Origin of the sequence: Rhizomicrobium sp. (genome assembly GCA_037200385.1) — a bacterium.
Classification (GTDB): domain Bacteria; phylum Pseudomonadota; class Alphaproteobacteria; order Micropepsales; family Micropepsaceae; genus Rhizomicrobium.
The window spans coordinates 2,509,492-2,525,148 of the sequence record JBBCGL010000001.1 but is presented as its reverse complement, the minus strand read 5'-3'; the positions used below and the strand labels follow the sequence as shown (position 1 = coordinate 2,525,148).

The following is a 15,657-nucleotide window of genomic DNA, read 5'->3' as shown; positions in this document are numbered from 1 at the left end:
GTCGATGTCCGTCCGGTTGTCTAAAGCTTGGGAAGCACGCGTCTTGCGATGGCGCGTTCGACGAGCCGGCCGACGGCCAGCAGCAGCCGGTCGCGGCCCAGCGCGGTATAGAGCGTGATGCCGAACGGCGTTCCCGTCGCGTCGAGGCCGAAGGGGATGGCCAGCGTCGGGCCGCCGGCCTTGCCGGTCAGCTTGGCGGCGGCGCCCATGGGCGCAATCAGCACATCGGCATCGCCGGCATAGAGCGCGGCATCGATACCGCCCTGGCGGCTAAGCGCGATGTCGCGGGCGCGATCCGCCAGATATTGCGGATCGGAAAGGCCGCGCGTTTCCTCCGCCGCAAGCAGCAGCGACTGGCCATAGGGGATATGCTGCGGATGCGCCTCGTTCCAGCGGATCAGCGCCGCGAGCGATGCGATCCCGCAAGGCGCATTGTAGTCTTCAAGGAAGGCATTGAGCGCCGCCTTGAACTCGGTCCGGAACACGCAGGAGCGGACCTCCTGCATCTGCTCGGCGCTGGGAAGATCACAGGGATCGACGATCTGCGCGCCCGCTTTCGACAATGCGCTCAGCGCCGCTTCGAATTGTGGCATGACGCCGGCGAACTGCTCGCGGTTCGCCATCGCGATGCGCGGCACGCCGATGCGCACATGGCCAAGGCTCTCCAGGCCGCGCCCCCGGGCATTGTCGCACTGCATCTGCATCTGGATCGAGACGGCGTCGCGCGGATCGGCGCCGCCGATCGCTGCGAACACCAGCGCGGCATCCCCGACGCAGCGCGCGATGGGGCCAGGCGCATCCTGACTCGGCACCAGCGGCATGATGCCGGTGCGGGCGATCATGCCGACGCTGGCCTTGAAGCCGACCACCGAGGAATAGCTCGACGGCGTCTGGATCGAATTCTGCGTCTCGCCGCCGATGGCGAGCGGCGCGAAGCCCGCAGCGACGGAGGCGGCCGAGCCGACGCTCGATCCCTGGCCGCGGCCATAGGAGATGCCGTGCGGATTGCGCACGACGCCGCCGGCGCCGCTGAATTCGGCCGGCATGATGTCGGAGACATAGTCGGCGAATTCCGTCAGCTTGGTCTTGCCGAGAATGATCGCGCCCGCGTCCTGGAGCCGGCGGACGAGCGTCGCCGTCGTCTTGGGCACGAAATCCTTCAGCGCGGTCACGCCGGCGGTGGTGGTGTATTCGTCGGCGATGAAGACGTTGTCCTTGATCAGGATCGGAATGCCGTGAAGCGGACCGCGGTCCTGGCCCGCGGCCAGTTCGTCGTCCAGCGCCTTCGCGTCCGCCACGGCGTGGCTCGAGACGTCCTTCACCGCATTGAGCGCTGGCCCTTTCTGGTTGAACGCCTCGATCCGAGCCAGGTACCAGCTCACCGACTCTCGGATCGAGATTTCCTTCTTGCGGAGCGCCGCGCCGATGGCCGCGACCGAACCCGTTAGCAGCAATTGATCGGTGTCGTTGGTTGCCATGGACCCGCTCTCGTTTGGTTGCGCGCAATTGCGCAAAGCCCGGCCATTCTCTCCGGATTCTGTGCGGCGTGAATTCCGCGCCGACGACCGGGCTCGCTTTGTTGCACCAGGGTGCTAGCGTTTGCGCAAATCCGGTCCGCCCCGTGGCGGGGGTGGAGTAGCCTTGCAGCCGCTGAGGGCGGTTACGCGTCCGCGGCGCGAAGTCCTAATGTGTCGAAGGGGATCGGGAATGAGCAGGAACAAGGTTGCGATCGTCACCGGTGCAAGCCGCGGCATCGGTGCGGCAATCGCGCGCGAACTGGCGGCCCAGGGCTTCGCGATTGCGGTGAATTATGCCAGCCGCCGGGACGGCGCCGATACGACGGTCGAGGCCATCGTCAAAGCCGGCGGCAGCGCCATGGCGATCCAGGGTGCCGTCCAGGACACCGCCGACCTCGACCGGCTGTTCGCGGCCGTCCAGGACAAGTGGGGACGGCTCGATGTCCTGGTGAACAATGCCGGCGTCGGCGCCACGGCGCCGCTCGACCAGATCGACGCCGCGCAGATCGACGCCGCGGTCGGGGTCAATTTGAAGGGCATGCTTCTGGCAAGCCAGCGTGCCGCCCGCGCCATTGGGCCCGACGGGGGCTCCATCGTGAACGTCAGTTCGGCGCTTGCGGCGCAGCCGATGCCGGGTCAGGTCATCTACGCTGCCACCAAGGCCGCCATCGAATCCGCGACGCGCGTGCTGGCGCAGGAACTGGGCGGCCGCAAGATCCGAGTCAACGCGGTTGCGCCTGGCCCTGTCGAAACCGATCTTCTGCCGCTGAACGACGATATGCGGGGCTATATCAACAGCAAGACACCGCTCGGCCGTGTCGGTCAGCCCGTCGACATCGCAAAGGTTATCGCTTTCCTGGTCAGCGAAGCCGGCGGCTGGATCACGGGCCAGGTCATCGGAACCGACGGCGGTCTGCGCCTTTGACGGTCACCGGCGCGGGATCGATCCGCCTGCAGGGAGCGGCATGTGAGCAACGCGCCGCATAGCGGCCTTTCCCGGCGCGCCGCCATCCGCCAGGCGATCGCATGCGGCACCGTTGCGGTTCTCTTGCCGGGTTGCCGCGAACAGGCTTCGAACGCCGCGCCGGCGATCTTCACGCAGAGCGAACGGCAAACGCTGGCAGCGATCGGCGAAGCGCTGGTGCCGGGCGCCGCCGCCGCCGGGATCGTCGATTTCGTCGCCGCCATGCTCGCCGATGCCGATCCGATGCTCTGCTACCGCTTCGTGAGCTTCCCCATGCCGCCGGCGGATTTCTACAAGGCCACGTTGGCCGCGATCGCCGATCTGTCTCACGGCGTCATCGACGCCGCGCTGATCGGCCGGATGCTGTCGCCGGATTTGAAAGGCTGGCAGGGACCGCCACCGGCATTGGCCTATTTCGTCATCCGCAACGATGCGGCCGATGTCGTGTATGGCGGCGAAGATGCTTACACGCGTCTCGACGTGCCCTACATGGCGCATATCGCGCCGCCCGGCCGCTGGTAGCGCCATGAGCGAAGCCGATGTGGTGATTGTCGGCAGTGGCGCGACCGGCAGCCTGCTGGCGGCGCGGCTGGGATCGGCCGGCCGTAAGGTCGTGGTCCTGGAAGGCGGACCACAGCGCAGGCTGGAGCAGTTGTACAGTTCGACCGTCTGGTCGCGGCGCCTGAAATGGAACGGTCCGCCGGCACGGATGGCGGGCGAGAATCCGGTGACGTTTCCCTTCGAGGCTGGCTGGGGCACGGGTGGCTCCGCACTGCATCACTATGCGTGCTGGTTCCGCCTGCATGAGAACGATTTCAAGCTCGCCACGCTGTACGGCAAGGGCCTGGACTGGCCGCTCGCCTATGATGATCTGCGACCCTGGTACGATGCGGTGCAGGAAGAAATCGGCATCTCGGGCGATGCCCGGCAGGAAGTCTGGCGGCCGCCGGGGGCTCCCTATCCCATGCCGCCGCAGCCCGTGTTTCGCCAAGGCGAAATCCTAGCCGCCGGCTTTGCCAAACAGGGTCTTCGCGTCGCCCCGCTGCCGATGGCGATCAACTCGGTCGCCTATAAAGGCCGGCCGGCCTGCATCCAGGACGGCTGGTGCGATGCCGGATGCCCCACCGGCGCGCTGGCAAATCCGATTACGATCTTCGGCCAGACCATGCGTCGCACGGGCGTGGAAATCCGCCACGATTGCTTCGTCTCCCGCATCCTGACGGACCCCGCCGGGCGCCGCGCCGATGCGGTGGAGTATTTCGATAAGGACGGCGCAAAACGAACCATCACGGCCAAGCTCGTGATCGTGGCGGCCTTTGCCGTGCAGACGCCGCGCATTCTCCTCAATTCGGCCAGCGATCGTCACCCGGCGGGCCTTGCAAACTCCAGCGGGCTGGTCGGCCGCTGTTTCACGGCCCATGCCGCCACGAATTTCTACGGAATGTTCGCGGACGAAACGGACGTCTATCTGGGACGCACCGGCGGCCAACTGATGTCCCAGGAAAGTTACGCGAAAGACCCGCGCAAGGGATATGTGAGCGGCTACACATGGCGGCTCGGTTCGGCGCTCAAGCTTGCCGACCTCGGCGGTATCGCAAACGCCCGCGCCGATCTGTTCGGCGCGGATTACGCGGCGTTCATGGAGAAGGCGGCAAAGCATCTGGCGACGGCCAGCGTTCTGGTCGAAAACCTGGCCTCGCCGGACAACAGGATCGCGCTCACCGCGGAAAAGGACCGTTTCGGCGTGCCGCTGGCCAAGCTAACCCACACGTTGGGACCGGACGCCAGAATGTGCATGACTGCTGCGGCTGCGGAGGGAAAGGCGATCTTTCAGGCCGCCGGTGCTTCAGAAGCCTGGTCTGCGCCGATCCGCACCGAACACATGATGGGCGGCACGGTGATGGGCAGCGACCCGCGCAAATCGGTCACCGACTCCTATGGGCGCGCGCACGATCTCGACAATCTCTTCATCGCGGGGCCGGGGCTGTTTCCGGCGGTCGGCGCGGTCAATCCGACCTTCACCGCAAGCGCTTTGGCGGCGCGGACGGCAAGCCATATCGTAGACCAATGGTCTGCCCTCGGTGGCGCCTGACCCTTGCTGTAGACACGGTCTGATGAATCGCGCGGTTTGCGGAATGCGGCGGCATGGACAGTAGCGCGCGCATGACAGGATCGGCGATCCTTGCGGTCTCCAACAAGTCGGTGCACCGCAGGGACAGCCATTCGATACGTTGCGGGTAACTATCGACACTGGCCAATCGCCTTGCGGCCGTTGGCTGAGTCGTGGAGTCGCCATGGGGATGGCGACAGAGTTTGAGGGGCAACAGCAGATGACCGCCGATTCCGTCGCCAAAAGACGTCGTTGTATACTTCTCGCCGGTGCCGCCATCGGCGCGCTTTTCTGCAGTATGCCGGCGGCCGGCGCGGCGGACACGATCGAGATGGTGGTCGTGACCGCGCAGAAGACCGCGCAGCCGGTCTCGAAAGTACCGTTGACGATCTCCGCCCTTGCCGGCGACCAGCTCGCCAATCACCATTACGACGATCTCGAGGACTTCAAAGGCCTTGTGCCGGGCTTGAACGTCAACAACTATGCAGGCGAGGCGCGCGTCAACATTCGCGGCATCGGCATGAACAGCCTGAGCTTCGGCGTCGACTCCCAGGTCGCGGTCAATCTCAACGATGTTTATCTGTCCAGCGCACGTGCTGCGGACCAGGCGTTTCTGGACGTCGACCGCATCGAAGTCGTGCGCGGTCCGCAAGGAACGCTGTATGGGCGCAATGCGACCGGCGGCGCCGTGAACATCATCACCAAGCTGCCGACCGACCAATTCGAGGGCTACGCCCAGCTTAAATACGGCAACTACAACGACATCGGCTCGCAATTCGTCGTCAGCGGCCCCCTGGTCGACGACACGGTGCTCGGCCGCTTCGCCTTCAGCAGCGAGGACCATGACGGCTATTCGCTCAATCTCTTCGACGGCAAGCGCTATGACGACGCCCACACCAAGACCGCGCGCGGCACGCTGGTGTTCAATCTCGCGGACGATCTCACGCTCAACCTGATCGCGGACTATCACCAGGAAGACGACGGCAACAATGCCGACCACCTGTTCGGGAAGTCGCCGGGCTTTCCCGTCATGACCGGCGTCTTCCTGGGCGGCTCGACCGTTCCGCTGAATGCCGCCGGACAGTCGGTCGATCCGCGACTGCTCGATATCAACACGCTGCCGGAGAACAAGCAGAAGGTCGGCGGCATCGTCGCCAATCTGACCTGGAAGCTGAACGACGTCCTCACGGTGCGGTCGATCACGGCCTATCGCCAGGAAGACATCGCCCTGACGCTCGATTTCGACGAGACCACGACACCGTTCCCGACCGCCGTGCCGGGCAAGGATTTCGAAGCTTATGAAGGCGAGGCGCAGACGACCGAAGAGCTGCAGCTGATCGGCGATCTGGGCTGGATCAACTGGGTGACCGGCCTTTACTACATGCACGACGACGTCGATCCGGGCTATTTCTACGACGGCGTCAATTTCGGTGCGCCGACGGCCCCGTTCCTCGGCTATCTCCGCCTCGGCGGCACGACGGTGACGGATGCCTATGCCCTGTTCGGCCAGGCGACCGTCAAGCTCACCGACAAGCTCAATTTCACGGCCGGACTGCGCTACAGCTACGAGGAGCGCTCATCCACGTCGCTCCAGGCCATCCCGGCGTTCGGCGCCGTCGCCACCGATGCGCGGTCGGCCGGCTTTCACGATCTGTCGCCGAAATTCACCGTCGATTATCAGTGGTGGGACGGCCTCATGACCTTCGTGACGATCGGCAAGGGCTTTCAGAGCGGCGGCTTCGACATCAGCGCCTCGCCGCCGCTGGTCGCGTTCCAGCCCGAAGTGGTCTGGGACTACGAAGGCGGCGTGAAATACTACAATGACTGGCTTGCTGCCGACGTTTCCGCCTTCCACTACGACTATTCGAACCTGCAGGTGGCGCAGATCGTGAACGGGCTGCCGACGACGACCAACGCGGCGAGCTCGAAGATCAACGGCGTGGAGCTGTCCGCCACCGTGCTGCCGACGACGGGCCTGTCGCTCACCGAGACCTTCGCCTACACCGATGCCTATTTCACCAAATTCGTCGAGAACGACACCTTGACCGGCCTGCCGGTCGATCTGGCCGGCAACCAGCTTCCCGGCGCGCCGAAATATTCGTCGAACCTGACGGTGGAATACACAGTGCCGATCGGCGGCGATTCGCTGAGCCTGCTCGGCGAATGGAATTGGCATGACCGGCTATACTACACGGAGTTCAACTCCGACCAGATTTCCCAGCCTGCGGTATCCACCTTCAATGCGTCCATCCGCTATACGTTCGACGACGGCAACTGGGTGGCGGAGATCTACGGCAAGAACCTGTCCGATGCGCTGATCAAGTCGCAGGTCTGGATCACCGGTGCGGGCTATGGCGCAATGGCGGAGGGCCAGCTGGCGCCACCGCTGACCTTCGGCGCCCAAGTCCGCTATTCCTTCAACTGATTGCAGCGCCCCGAATCGTCTGGACTTCAGGGCGCCGCTCGCCCCGGCTGCGCAACCGGTGGGATACCGGCGCGCCCGCTATCGTCATGGTGCGCCGTTATCGACTTTCTTCTAAAGAATATTGTTTTCCAGAGAGGAGGATTGGCATAGGCTTTTGCGGCGTTCAGGGAAAGCTGCCGATGGCGTTGAGTATGGCAAGCGCGCAAACCGATCGCGGATCGATGCGCATACACACGAACAATGTGCGGGAGTGCCGGGATTATTTTCGCGCAGTCGAGGGCGGCACCCATTTTTTCGACATCGCGCGCCCGCCCAGTTTCGGGGATTTCGAACACCACGAATGGGCCCTGGGGCGGATTTCGCTCAACCGCATCGACATAAGCTGCGCCAGCGATTTCACCGTGACGAAGTCCGCGCCGGTGCCGTATTTCCAATTCAATTTTGTTTTGGAAGGCGCGTGCGAGGTCAAAGGGCGCCACGGCAGGTTGGTCGCCAAGCCGGGCGATATTTTCGTCGTCGATCCGGAGCAGCCCGCCACGGAATTGTGGCAGAGCCGCATGCTGCAATACCTGCTGCGCATCGAACGCAGGGTCGTCGAAAACGCCTTGGCTGCCGAACTCGGCGTGGGGCTCTCCAAGCACCTTGTCTTCGACCCGGTGACGCCGGATCCCGGCATCTGCGCCTGGCTGCACCAGATCGCCAATGGCTGCGTCGACGGTGCCGGCTCGGCCTTGATGGCGAATCGCCGCGTCGCCAAGAGCATCGAGGATACGCTGATCGCCATGGTGCTGGCCGGGTTTCACCACAGCGAATCCGAGGTGCTGGCGCGCAAGAGTCCCAGCGTCGCGCCTTATTATGTGAAGCGCGCCGAGGAGCATATCCGCCTGCACGCCCGCAGCGATCTGTCGATCGAAAGCATCGCCGCCGCCGCCAAGGTCAGCCCGCGGACACTGTTCTATGGCTTCAAGCGCTGGCGCGGGAAGTCGCCGATGGCCTATGTGCGCGAATCGCGCCTCGCCCTGGCACGCAAGGAACTGGAGCAGGGCCAGGAGGCGGGAACAACGGTCAGCAAGGCCGCGATCAATGCCGGCTTCACCAATTTCAGCCAGTTTTCCCGTATCTACAAAGCCCGTTTCGGGGAGACGCCATCGGCCACGCTGCTCGGCCATTAGGGCGCGCGGGCTGCCGGGGATCGTTGCGCGGTCAAGTCAATCGCTGCGCTCCCCCACTAGCCCGGGAGCGCGCCTGCCGCCATTGTTGCCGGGCCGGCCGGGACACGACCACGCGACGACCGCGACCCGCCGGCGCCGCGGCGCCCAGCCGCGCCATCGCACGGAGAGTTTGTCGATGACCACGATGCCCAGACTGCCCCATCACGACAGGCTGCCGGAGCTCGGCACCGGGCCCGTCTCGGTCGAGCCCTATGTCTCGCAGGACTATTACGAGAAAGAGATCGAGAAGATCTACAAGCAGGACTGGCTCTGTGTCGGCCGCGTGGAAGAGATCCCCAAGCCAGGCGACTACAAGGTCAAGCGCCTCGACTTCGCGCGGACCTCGGCCATCGTCATTCGCGGCAAGGATGACGTCGTCCGTGCCTTCCACAATGTCTGCCGCCATCGCGGCAACAAGGTGATCACCGAAACGGGCGGAGAAGAAACCTTCGGCTCGAATCGCGCCGCGGTGGTGACCTGCCGATTCCATGGCTGGGTCTACAACGCCAAAGGCGAGCTGGTGAACGTCCCGCAGGAGGATCGCTTTCCGGAATGCTTCAAGAAGTCGGACATCGGCCTGGTGCCGATCCACGCCGACGTCTGGGAAGGCTTCATCTGGATCAACTTGGCCGAGACGCCCACGCGCACGCTGCACGAATTCCTGGGCGGGCTGGTGGAGCACTATGCCGGCTATCCGTTCGGGTCGATGACCGACGTGCACACCTATTCGGCGCACATCAAGTGCAACTGGAAGACGGGCATGGACGCCTTTTGCGAGGGCTATCACGTACCGACGATCCACGCCGGCTCGCTGCCCGGCCTCACCAATATGTGGAGCGACGACCTGATGGTGTTCGGGGAGCATCGCAGCCTCTCCGCCTATGCCAGCGAGATGAACCCGCCGACGCCAGTCGGCAACGCCGCCAACGACATCTTCAGCGCCTCGATCGCCACCAAGACGGACGACCGCTTCGCGCTGCCCAGGGGCATCAATCCGAACCGCAGCAACAATTGGGGCTTCGAGGAGACGATCGTGTTCCCGAACCTGCTGATCATGGTCGGCGGCGGCTTGTGGTTCACCCACCAGTTCTGGCCGACATCGCAGAACAGCTGCCTGTGGGAAGGCAAATACTATCTCCAGGCGCCGAAGAGCAATTCGGAGCTCTGGGCCCAGCGCTATGCGATCACCTTGCAGCGCAACGCCTGGTACGAAGACACCGCGACGATGGAGGACACGCAGGAAGCCCTGTCGTCCGGCGTCCTGAAGGAGATGCACTTCATGGACGAGGAGATCCTGCTGCGCCACGCCTTCGAGGCGATCGACCGGCGCGTCAAGGGCGCGTGAAGCGAGGGGATATAGGACGCATGACCAGTTTCCCCGAGGAATTTTCCGTGCTCGAGCCGTTCGCCGGCCGCTGGGCGCTGGCGACCGAGTATGAGCGCGGCGCGCAGCGCCGCGGCTCCAAGCCCGCCGAGCTCCAGGCGTTCTACGATGCGATCCTGCCGCTGGTGCCGACGATCCTGAAGCGGGCCGACCAATATCCGGTCGGCAAGGTCGAGGGCGTCGATCGCACGCTGTTCCACATGGCGCTGTCGCTGGTCGAGATCGCGCCGCATGTCGAATTCTACCACGGCAATCCGCAGGTGCCGTTCGCCTTCCAGGAAGACCGCATGCTCGGCGCGCATTGCGCCGACCCCGACTGACGGCGATGGAGGCGATCGAGAACAGATTGCGGCGGCTCGAAGCCTGCGAGTCGATCCGCGAATGCGTCCAGCTCTATGCGCTCGCGGGCGACCGCAAGAACGACGGCGCCACGCTGCGCCATGTCTTCGCGGCCGACGCGATCTACGAGCTGGTCGGCATGGGCCGTTTCGAGGGCATCGAAGCCATCCTGAAAGGCTTGGCCGAGATCGCGCAGTCCGCGGTGGTGTGGTCCTACCACCTGCCGGGCGGTCCGCTGATCAAGCTTGCCGATACGCTCGATCGCGCCGAGGTGTTCTGGTGGGTCTGGTGCCCGGCGCGCGTGCGCAACGACGACGGCAGCACCGCGCCCTACTGGGGCGCCGTCCACTACAATGGCGAAATGATCGAGCAGGACGGCGTGTGGAAATTCCGCCGCCTGCTGTTGGAAACGCGGCTGCGCGTGCCGTTCGAAGGACCGTGGAGCGAGATCGAGGGGCCGTTCCAATGGCCCGGCTGGGCGCACGATCCGCGCAGTCCGGCACGCTAGCCCGCCAGAGATTTTCCGATTGCGACCGCGACGAAAAGCAGCGCGGCGTTCCGAGGAGACGTTTCGTGACTCTTGCCGCCATATCGCTCGACGACAAATTCGCCCTGGCCGAGGGCCGCATCTTCGTGTCTGGGCCGCAGGCCGTGGTGCGCATCGCCATCGAGCAGATCCTGCGCGACCAGCGCGCCGGGCTGAAGACCGCCGGCTTCGTCTCCGGCTATCGCGGCTCGCCGCTGGGCGGCATCGACAACGCCTTCTGGCAAGCGCGCGAGCCTCTGACGGGTTACGACGTCCGCTTCGTTCCCGGCGTCAACGAGGAGGCGGCAGCCACCGCCTGTCACGGCACGCAGCAGGTGCAGCTGGTGGCCGGCAGCGACTACGATGGCGTCTTCGCGCTGTGGTACGGCAAGGGTCCCGGGGTGGACCGCGCCGGCGACGCGCTGAAGCACGGCAACCTCGCCAGCACCTCGGCGCATGGCGGCGTGCTGGTCCTGGTCGGCGACGACCACAACGCCAAATCCTCCACCACCGCGCATCAGTCGGAGCAGGCGCTGGTCGCGTCGATGATCCCGATCCTCTATCCGGCCTCGGTCCAGGAATATGTCGATTTCGGCATCCTGGGCATCGCGATGTCGCGCTATGCGGGCCTCTGGGTCGGGTTCAAATGCGTCAACGATACCGCCGACGCGACCGCCTCGGTCCATGTCGGCCCCGACCGCATCCGCATCGAGACGCCCACCGATTTCGCGATGCCGCCCGGCGGCATCAATGCGCGGCGCCCCGACAACCGCTTCGACCAGGAGCGCCGGCTGGTGCGCCACGGCCTCGCCGCGGCACAGGCCTTCGTGCGGGCAAACCGCATCGACCGCACGGTGTATGACAGCCCGCGGCGCGAACTCGGCATCGTGACGGCGGGAAAGGCGAGCCTCGATACGCTCCAGGCGCTGCGCACGCTCGGCATCGACAAGGAGCGCGCCGCCGCGCTCGGCATCCGGGTCTACAAGCTGGGCATGACCTGGCCGGTCGAGCCGGAAGGCTTGCGCGAGTTCGCCCGCGGTCACCGCGAAATCCTCGTCGTCGAGGACAAGCGCGCCTTCATCGAGCCGCAGGTCCGCGACCTGCTGTTCGACCTGTCCGAAGCGGAGCGGCCGCGCGTGCACGGCAAGTTCGACGACCGGCGCGAGCCGCTGCTGCAGCAGGACGGCGAGCTCAACCCGATCCTGATCGAGCAGGCGCTGGTCAAACGCATCACCGCGCTGGGCATCGTCGATCCGGCACTCGAATCGCGCATGGCGGCGGCGAATGCGGGCGGCCGCCTGGCGCCGGCCGAGGCGGCGACGGCGGTGGTGCGCGTGCCGTTCTATTGCTCGGGCTGTCCGCACAACACCTCGACGCGGACGCTCGCCGACGGCGTCACGCTGGGCGGCATCGGCTGCCACACGCTGGCGACCTTGATGCCCGATCGCCCGACGCAGTCCTCCATGCAGATGGGCGGCGAGGGCATGAACTGGATCGGCATGGCGCCGTTCGCCAAGACGCAGCACGTCTTCCAGAATCTCGGCGATGGGACGTATTTCCATTCCGGCCTGCTGGCGATCCGCGCCGCGGTCGCCGCCGAGGTCAACATCACCTACAAGCTGCTGTTCAACGACGCCGTCGCGTTGACCGGCGGCCAGCCCATCGACGGACCGCTTGCGGTGCCGCAGCTCACCTTCCAGCTGTGGAGCGAGGGGGTGAAGACGATCGTCGTCGTCACCGACGATCCCGACAAATACCCCGCCGACGCGCAATTCGCGCCCGGCGTCACCATCCGGCATCGCGACGACATGGACGCCGTGCAGCGCGAGCTCCGCGACATCGCCGGCACCACTGTGCTGATTTACGACCAGGTCTGCGCGGCGGAGAAGCGCCGGCGGCGCAAGCGCAACACCTTTCCCGATCCACCCAAGCGGGTATTCATCAACGAGCTGGTCTGCGAAGGCTGCGGCGATTGCGGCGTCAAATCCAACTGCGTCAGCATCCAGCCGAAGGAGACCGAATTCGGCCGCAAGCGGCGGATCGACCAGTCGAGCTGCAACAAGGATTATAGCTGCCTCAACGGATTCTGCCCGTCTTTCGTCACGGTGGAGGGCGGCGATGTCGTCAAGCCGGGCGGCGGACGGCGCAAATTCGACATCCCCGCGCTGCCGGAGCCACACATCGTGGCGCTGGAAGACGCCTACAACATCCTCGTCACCGGCATCGGCGGCACCGGCGTGGTGACGGTCGGCGCCATCCTGGGCATGGCGGCGCATATCGAGGGCAAGGAATTCTCGATCACCGACATGACCGGCCTGTCGCAGAAGAACGGCGCCGTGCTCAGCCATGTCCGCATCGCCGACCGGCCGGATGCCATCCTGGCCGCCGGCATCGGGCGCGAGGAGACCGACCTGCTGCTGGCCTGCGATCTTCTGGTCGCCGGCGCGGTCGAGGCGTTCTCCACCATCCGCCCGGCGCATTCGGCCGCGGTCCTGAACACCAACGTGCTGTCGCCGGCCGCCTTCGTCCGCAGCCCCAATCTGGACATCCAGGAACGCCGGCTGGTGGACCGCATCGTGCGCGTTGCGCGCGAAGGCGCGGTGCACGACGTCAACGCGACGGAGATCGCCACCGCGGCGCTCGGCGATTCGATCGCCACCAACCTGTTCATGGTCGGCTATGCGAGCCAGAAAGGCCTGCTGCCGGTGTCGGTCGCCGCGATGGAGCAGGCGATCCGCCTGAATGGCGTGGCGGTGGAGATGAACCGGACCGCCTTCCATCTGGGACGCTGGACCGCGCAGGACGGCGCGGCGGCGCGGCGGGCGATCTTGCCGGCCGAGACACTGCCGCCCGCGCCGTCCGAAGCGACACTGGCCGATCTGGTGGCGCGGCGGACCGCGTTCCTGGCCGCCTACCAGAACGACGCCTATGCCGAAGCCTACCGGCACTTCGTGGCGGACATCGCCGCGGCGGAGAGCCGCCTGCTGCCCGGGCAGGACGCGTTCGCCCGCACCGTGGCGCGCTATCTGTTCAAGCTGATGGCGTACAAGGACGAATATGAGGTGGCGCGGCTTTATACCGATGGAAGTTTCCGGCAGGCGCTCGGGACGCAGTTCAAGGGCCGTTATCGCGTGAGCTTCCATCTGGCGCCGCCGCTGCTGGCACGCCGCAATCCTGCGACGGGCGAGCCGCGCAAGGTCAAGCTCGGTCCTTGGATAATGCCGCTGTTGCATATTCTCGCCGGCCTCAAAGGCCTGCGCGGCACGGCTTTCGATCCCTTCGGCTACACCGCCGAGCGCAAGCTGGAACGCCGCCTGATCGCGGATTACAAGGCGCTGGTGCAGCAGCTGGCCGACGCGCTGACGCCTGCGCGTCTCGACCTGAGTGTCGAGATCGCCGCGCTCCCTGAGCAGATTCGCGGCTACGGTCCTGTCAAAGCAGCCAGCGTCGCGGCGGCGCTTGCGGCGCAGGAGACGCTGCTGTCGCGGCTCGACGCCGCGGTTCCGGGCGGCGCGCCGCTGGCGCTGGCGTCCTGAGACGGCTCGAAGCCCGCGTCCGCGGCCGCCGCGATCTTTGCAGTGAGCCGCAAGTGCGTGCGCGACCGGTACAGCGCGGCGGGGCCAAAGAACGGATCGTCGCTCGGCGCCGGGGTCTCGACAGTCCTGTGCGCCAACATGGGCCATCGGCGGCCGGACGCAAAAAAAGAGCACGCTATGTCTGGAGGACGCGTCAAGGTTGCCGGGGTCGAGGTGTCGACCGATCATTTCATCGGCGGCCGTCGCGTTCCTTCGCGGGAACGTTTCGCCGACCACTCGCCGATCGACGGCGCGCATCTCGCCGACATGGCGGCGGGCAGCCGCGCCGAAATGGACGAAGCAGTCGGCGCGGCGCGAAAGGCCTTTCCGGCCTGGGCCGCTCTCGGCCCGGAAGGCCGGTTGCCGATTCTCCAGCGTTTCGCCGCCGGCATCCTGGAACGCGCCGAAGACCTGGCCGCGGTGGAGACGGCCGACAATGGCTCGCTGCATGCGGGCAACCTGCACCGCCTGGTGCCGCGCGCGGCGCAGAACATCTCCTTCTTCGCGGAGTTCGCGACCCGGCTGGGAAACAAGGTAATCGACCACCCGGAAGCGGAAAACCATGTCCGCTACGATCCGGCCGGCGTGACGGCGCATATCACGCCCTGGAACGGGCCGCTGATGCTCACGACGTGGAAGATCGGTCCCGCGCTGGCGGCGGGAAACACCGCTGTCGTCAAGCCGCCCGAATGGGCACCGCTCACCTGTTCGCTGCTCGCCGACATCGCCCAGAAAGCCGGCGTGCCCGATGGCGTCCTCAATGTCGTGCAGGGGATCGGCGAGGATGCCGGCGCGGCCCTTGTCGAACATCCCGACATCGACCGGATCAGCTTCACCGGCTCGACCGCGACCGCGCGCAGCATCGGCACCGCCGCCGCCGCCTCCATCACGCCGATGAGCGCCGAGCTCGGCGGCAAGTCGCCGTTCATCGTCTGCGCCGATGCCGATCTCGACGCCGCGGCACAGACCGTCGCGCTGCAATATATGAACGCCGGGCAGGTCTGCCTGGCCGGCACGCGCATCGTCGTCGAGCGCGCGGTCGAGGACGTCTTTCTCGAGAAGGTGCGCGCCGCCGCCGCGGCGCAGGTGGTCGGCGATCCGCGCGATCACGCGACGCGGGTCGGGCCGCTTATCCATCCCGAGCACTATGCGCGCGTCTCGGGCTTCGTCGAGCGGGCCAAGGCCGCGGGCGCCCGCACGCTGTGGGGCGGCTCGCACCACAATTTCGGCGAACTCTATTTCCAGCCGACGATGTTCGCCGATGCCGCACCCGACGCCGAGATCTCGCAACAGGAAGTGTTCGGGCCGGTTTTGACCTGGCAGACCTTCGACGGCGACGACGAGGCCATCGCCATCGCCAACAACACGAAATACGGCCTGGCCGCCACGCTGTTCAGCCGCAACGAGGTGCGCGCCATGCGCATCGCCTCGGGCGTGGTCGCGGGCACGGTCTGGGTCAATTGCTTCTTCGTTCGCGACCTGGCGGCGCCGTTCGGTGGCAGCCGCATTTCGGGAATCGGCCGCGAGGGCGGCATCTGGAGCTTCGACTTCTACTGCGACATCAAGAACATCGCGGTTCGCAAGGGCGCGTTCGCGTAAGGGGACA

At 65.9% G+C, this 15,657-nt stretch carries 11 protein-coding genes; 10 read left to right on the top strand and 1 reads right to left on the bottom strand.

Going from position 1 to position 15,657, the window contains the following annotated elements; all coding sequences use genetic code 11:
• Positions 1–20: 20 nt before the first annotated feature.
• On the bottom strand, positions 21–1,478 hold the full coding sequence (locus WDM91_11995) for an amidase family protein (protein ID MEI9995309.1): 1,458 nt from the start codon (positions 1,476–1,478) through the stop codon (positions 21–23).
• Positions 1,479–1,707: 229 nt separating this feature from the next.
• On the opposite strand from WDM91_11995, the gene WDM91_11990 reads away from it, so the two are divergent.
• The 10 genes from WDM91_11990 to WDM91_11945 all read left to right on the top strand — a co-directional run bounded on the left by WDM91_11990 (position 1,708) and on the right by WDM91_11945 (position 15,650).
• Positions 1,708–2,442 (top strand): glucose 1-dehydrogenase, encoded by a 735-nt coding sequence (locus tag WDM91_11990; GenBank protein ID MEI9995308.1) that lies wholly within the window; start codon positions 1,708–1,710, stop codon positions 2,440–2,442.
• A gap of 42 nt (positions 2,443–2,484) precedes the next feature.
• Complete coding sequence (locus WDM91_11985) at positions 2,485–3,003, top strand: gluconate 2-dehydrogenase subunit 3 family protein (protein ID MEI9995307.1); 519 nt, start codon at positions 2,485–2,487, stop codon at positions 3,001–3,003.
• Positions 3,004–3,007: 4 nt separating this feature from the next.
• Entirely contained in the window at positions 3,008–4,573 is a 1,566-nt protein-coding gene (locus tag WDM91_11980; protein MEI9995306.1) for a GMC family oxidoreductase, read from the top strand.
• A 238-nt stretch (positions 4,574–4,811) separates the two neighbouring features.
• Complete coding sequence (locus WDM91_11975; GenBank protein MEI9995305.1) at positions 4,812–7,016, top strand: TonB-dependent receptor; 2,205 nt, start codon at positions 4,812–4,814, stop codon at positions 7,014–7,016.
• Positions 7,017–7,102: 86 nt separating this feature from the next.
• A complete protein-coding gene (locus WDM91_11970) occupies positions 7,103–8,188 on the top strand; it encodes an AraC family transcriptional regulator (protein MEI9995304.1) in 1,086 nt (361 codons plus the stop codon).
• A gap of 175 nt (positions 8,189–8,363) precedes the next feature.
• Complete coding sequence (locus WDM91_11965) at positions 8,364–9,572, top strand: aromatic ring-hydroxylating dioxygenase subunit alpha (GenBank protein ID MEI9995303.1); 1,209 nt, start codon at positions 8,364–8,366, stop codon at positions 9,570–9,572.
• 20 nt (positions 9,573–9,592) lie between these two features.
• Positions 9,593–9,931, top strand: coding sequence for a hypothetical protein (locus WDM91_11960; GenBank protein ID MEI9995302.1), 339 nt, complete (start codon positions 9,593–9,595; stop codon positions 9,929–9,931).
• Positions 9,932–9,936: 5 nt separating this feature from the next.
• Entirely contained in the window at positions 9,937–10,458 is a 522-nt protein-coding gene (locus tag WDM91_11955; GenBank protein MEI9995301.1) for a nuclear transport factor 2 family protein, read from the top strand.
• 65 nt (positions 10,459–10,523) lie between these two features.
• A complete protein-coding gene (locus WDM91_11950; GenBank protein MEI9995300.1) occupies positions 10,524–14,012 on the top strand; it encodes an indolepyruvate ferredoxin oxidoreductase family protein in 3,489 nt (1,162 codons plus the stop codon).
• A 177-nt stretch (positions 14,013–14,189) separates the two neighbouring features.
• Positions 14,190–15,650, top strand: a complete 1,461-nt coding sequence (locus tag WDM91_11945; GenBank protein MEI9995299.1) for an aldehyde dehydrogenase — start codon at positions 14,190–14,192, stop codon at positions 15,648–15,650.
• Positions 15,651–15,657: the final 7 nt, after the last annotated feature.

Bases quoted from the DNA above. Each gene is read 5' to 3' on its own strand.
- WDM91_11995 (MEI9995309.1), bottom strand. From the start codon at position 1,478: ATGGCAACCAACGACACCGATCAATTGCTGCTAACGGGTTCGGTCGCG.
- WDM91_11990 (MEI9995308.1), top strand. From the start codon at position 1,708: ATGAGCAGGAACAAGGTTGCGATCGTCACCGGTGCAAGCCGCGGCATC.
- WDM91_11980 (MEI9995306.1), top strand. From the start codon at position 3,008: ATGAGCGAAGCCGATGTGGTGATTGTCGGCAGTGGCGCGACCGGCAGC.
- WDM91_11975 (MEI9995305.1), top strand. From the start codon at position 4,812: ATGACCGCCGATTCCGTCGCCAAAAGACGTCGTTGTATACTTCTCGCC.
- WDM91_11970 (MEI9995304.1), top strand. From the start codon at position 7,103: ATGGTGCGCCGTTATCGACTTTCTTCTAAAGAATATTGTTTTCCAGAG.
- WDM91_11965 (MEI9995303.1), top strand. From the start codon at position 8,364: ATGACCACGATGCCCAGACTGCCCCATCACGACAGGCTGCCGGAGCTC.
- WDM91_11960 (MEI9995302.1), top strand. From the start codon at position 9,593: ATGACCAGTTTCCCCGAGGAATTTTCCGTGCTCGAGCCGTTCGCCGGC.
- WDM91_11955 (MEI9995301.1), top strand. From the start codon at position 9,937: ATGGAGGCGATCGAGAACAGATTGCGGCGGCTCGAAGCCTGCGAGTCG.
- WDM91_11945 (MEI9995299.1), top strand. From the start codon at position 14,190: ATGTCTGGAGGACGCGTCAAGGTTGCCGGGGTCGAGGTGTCGACCGAT.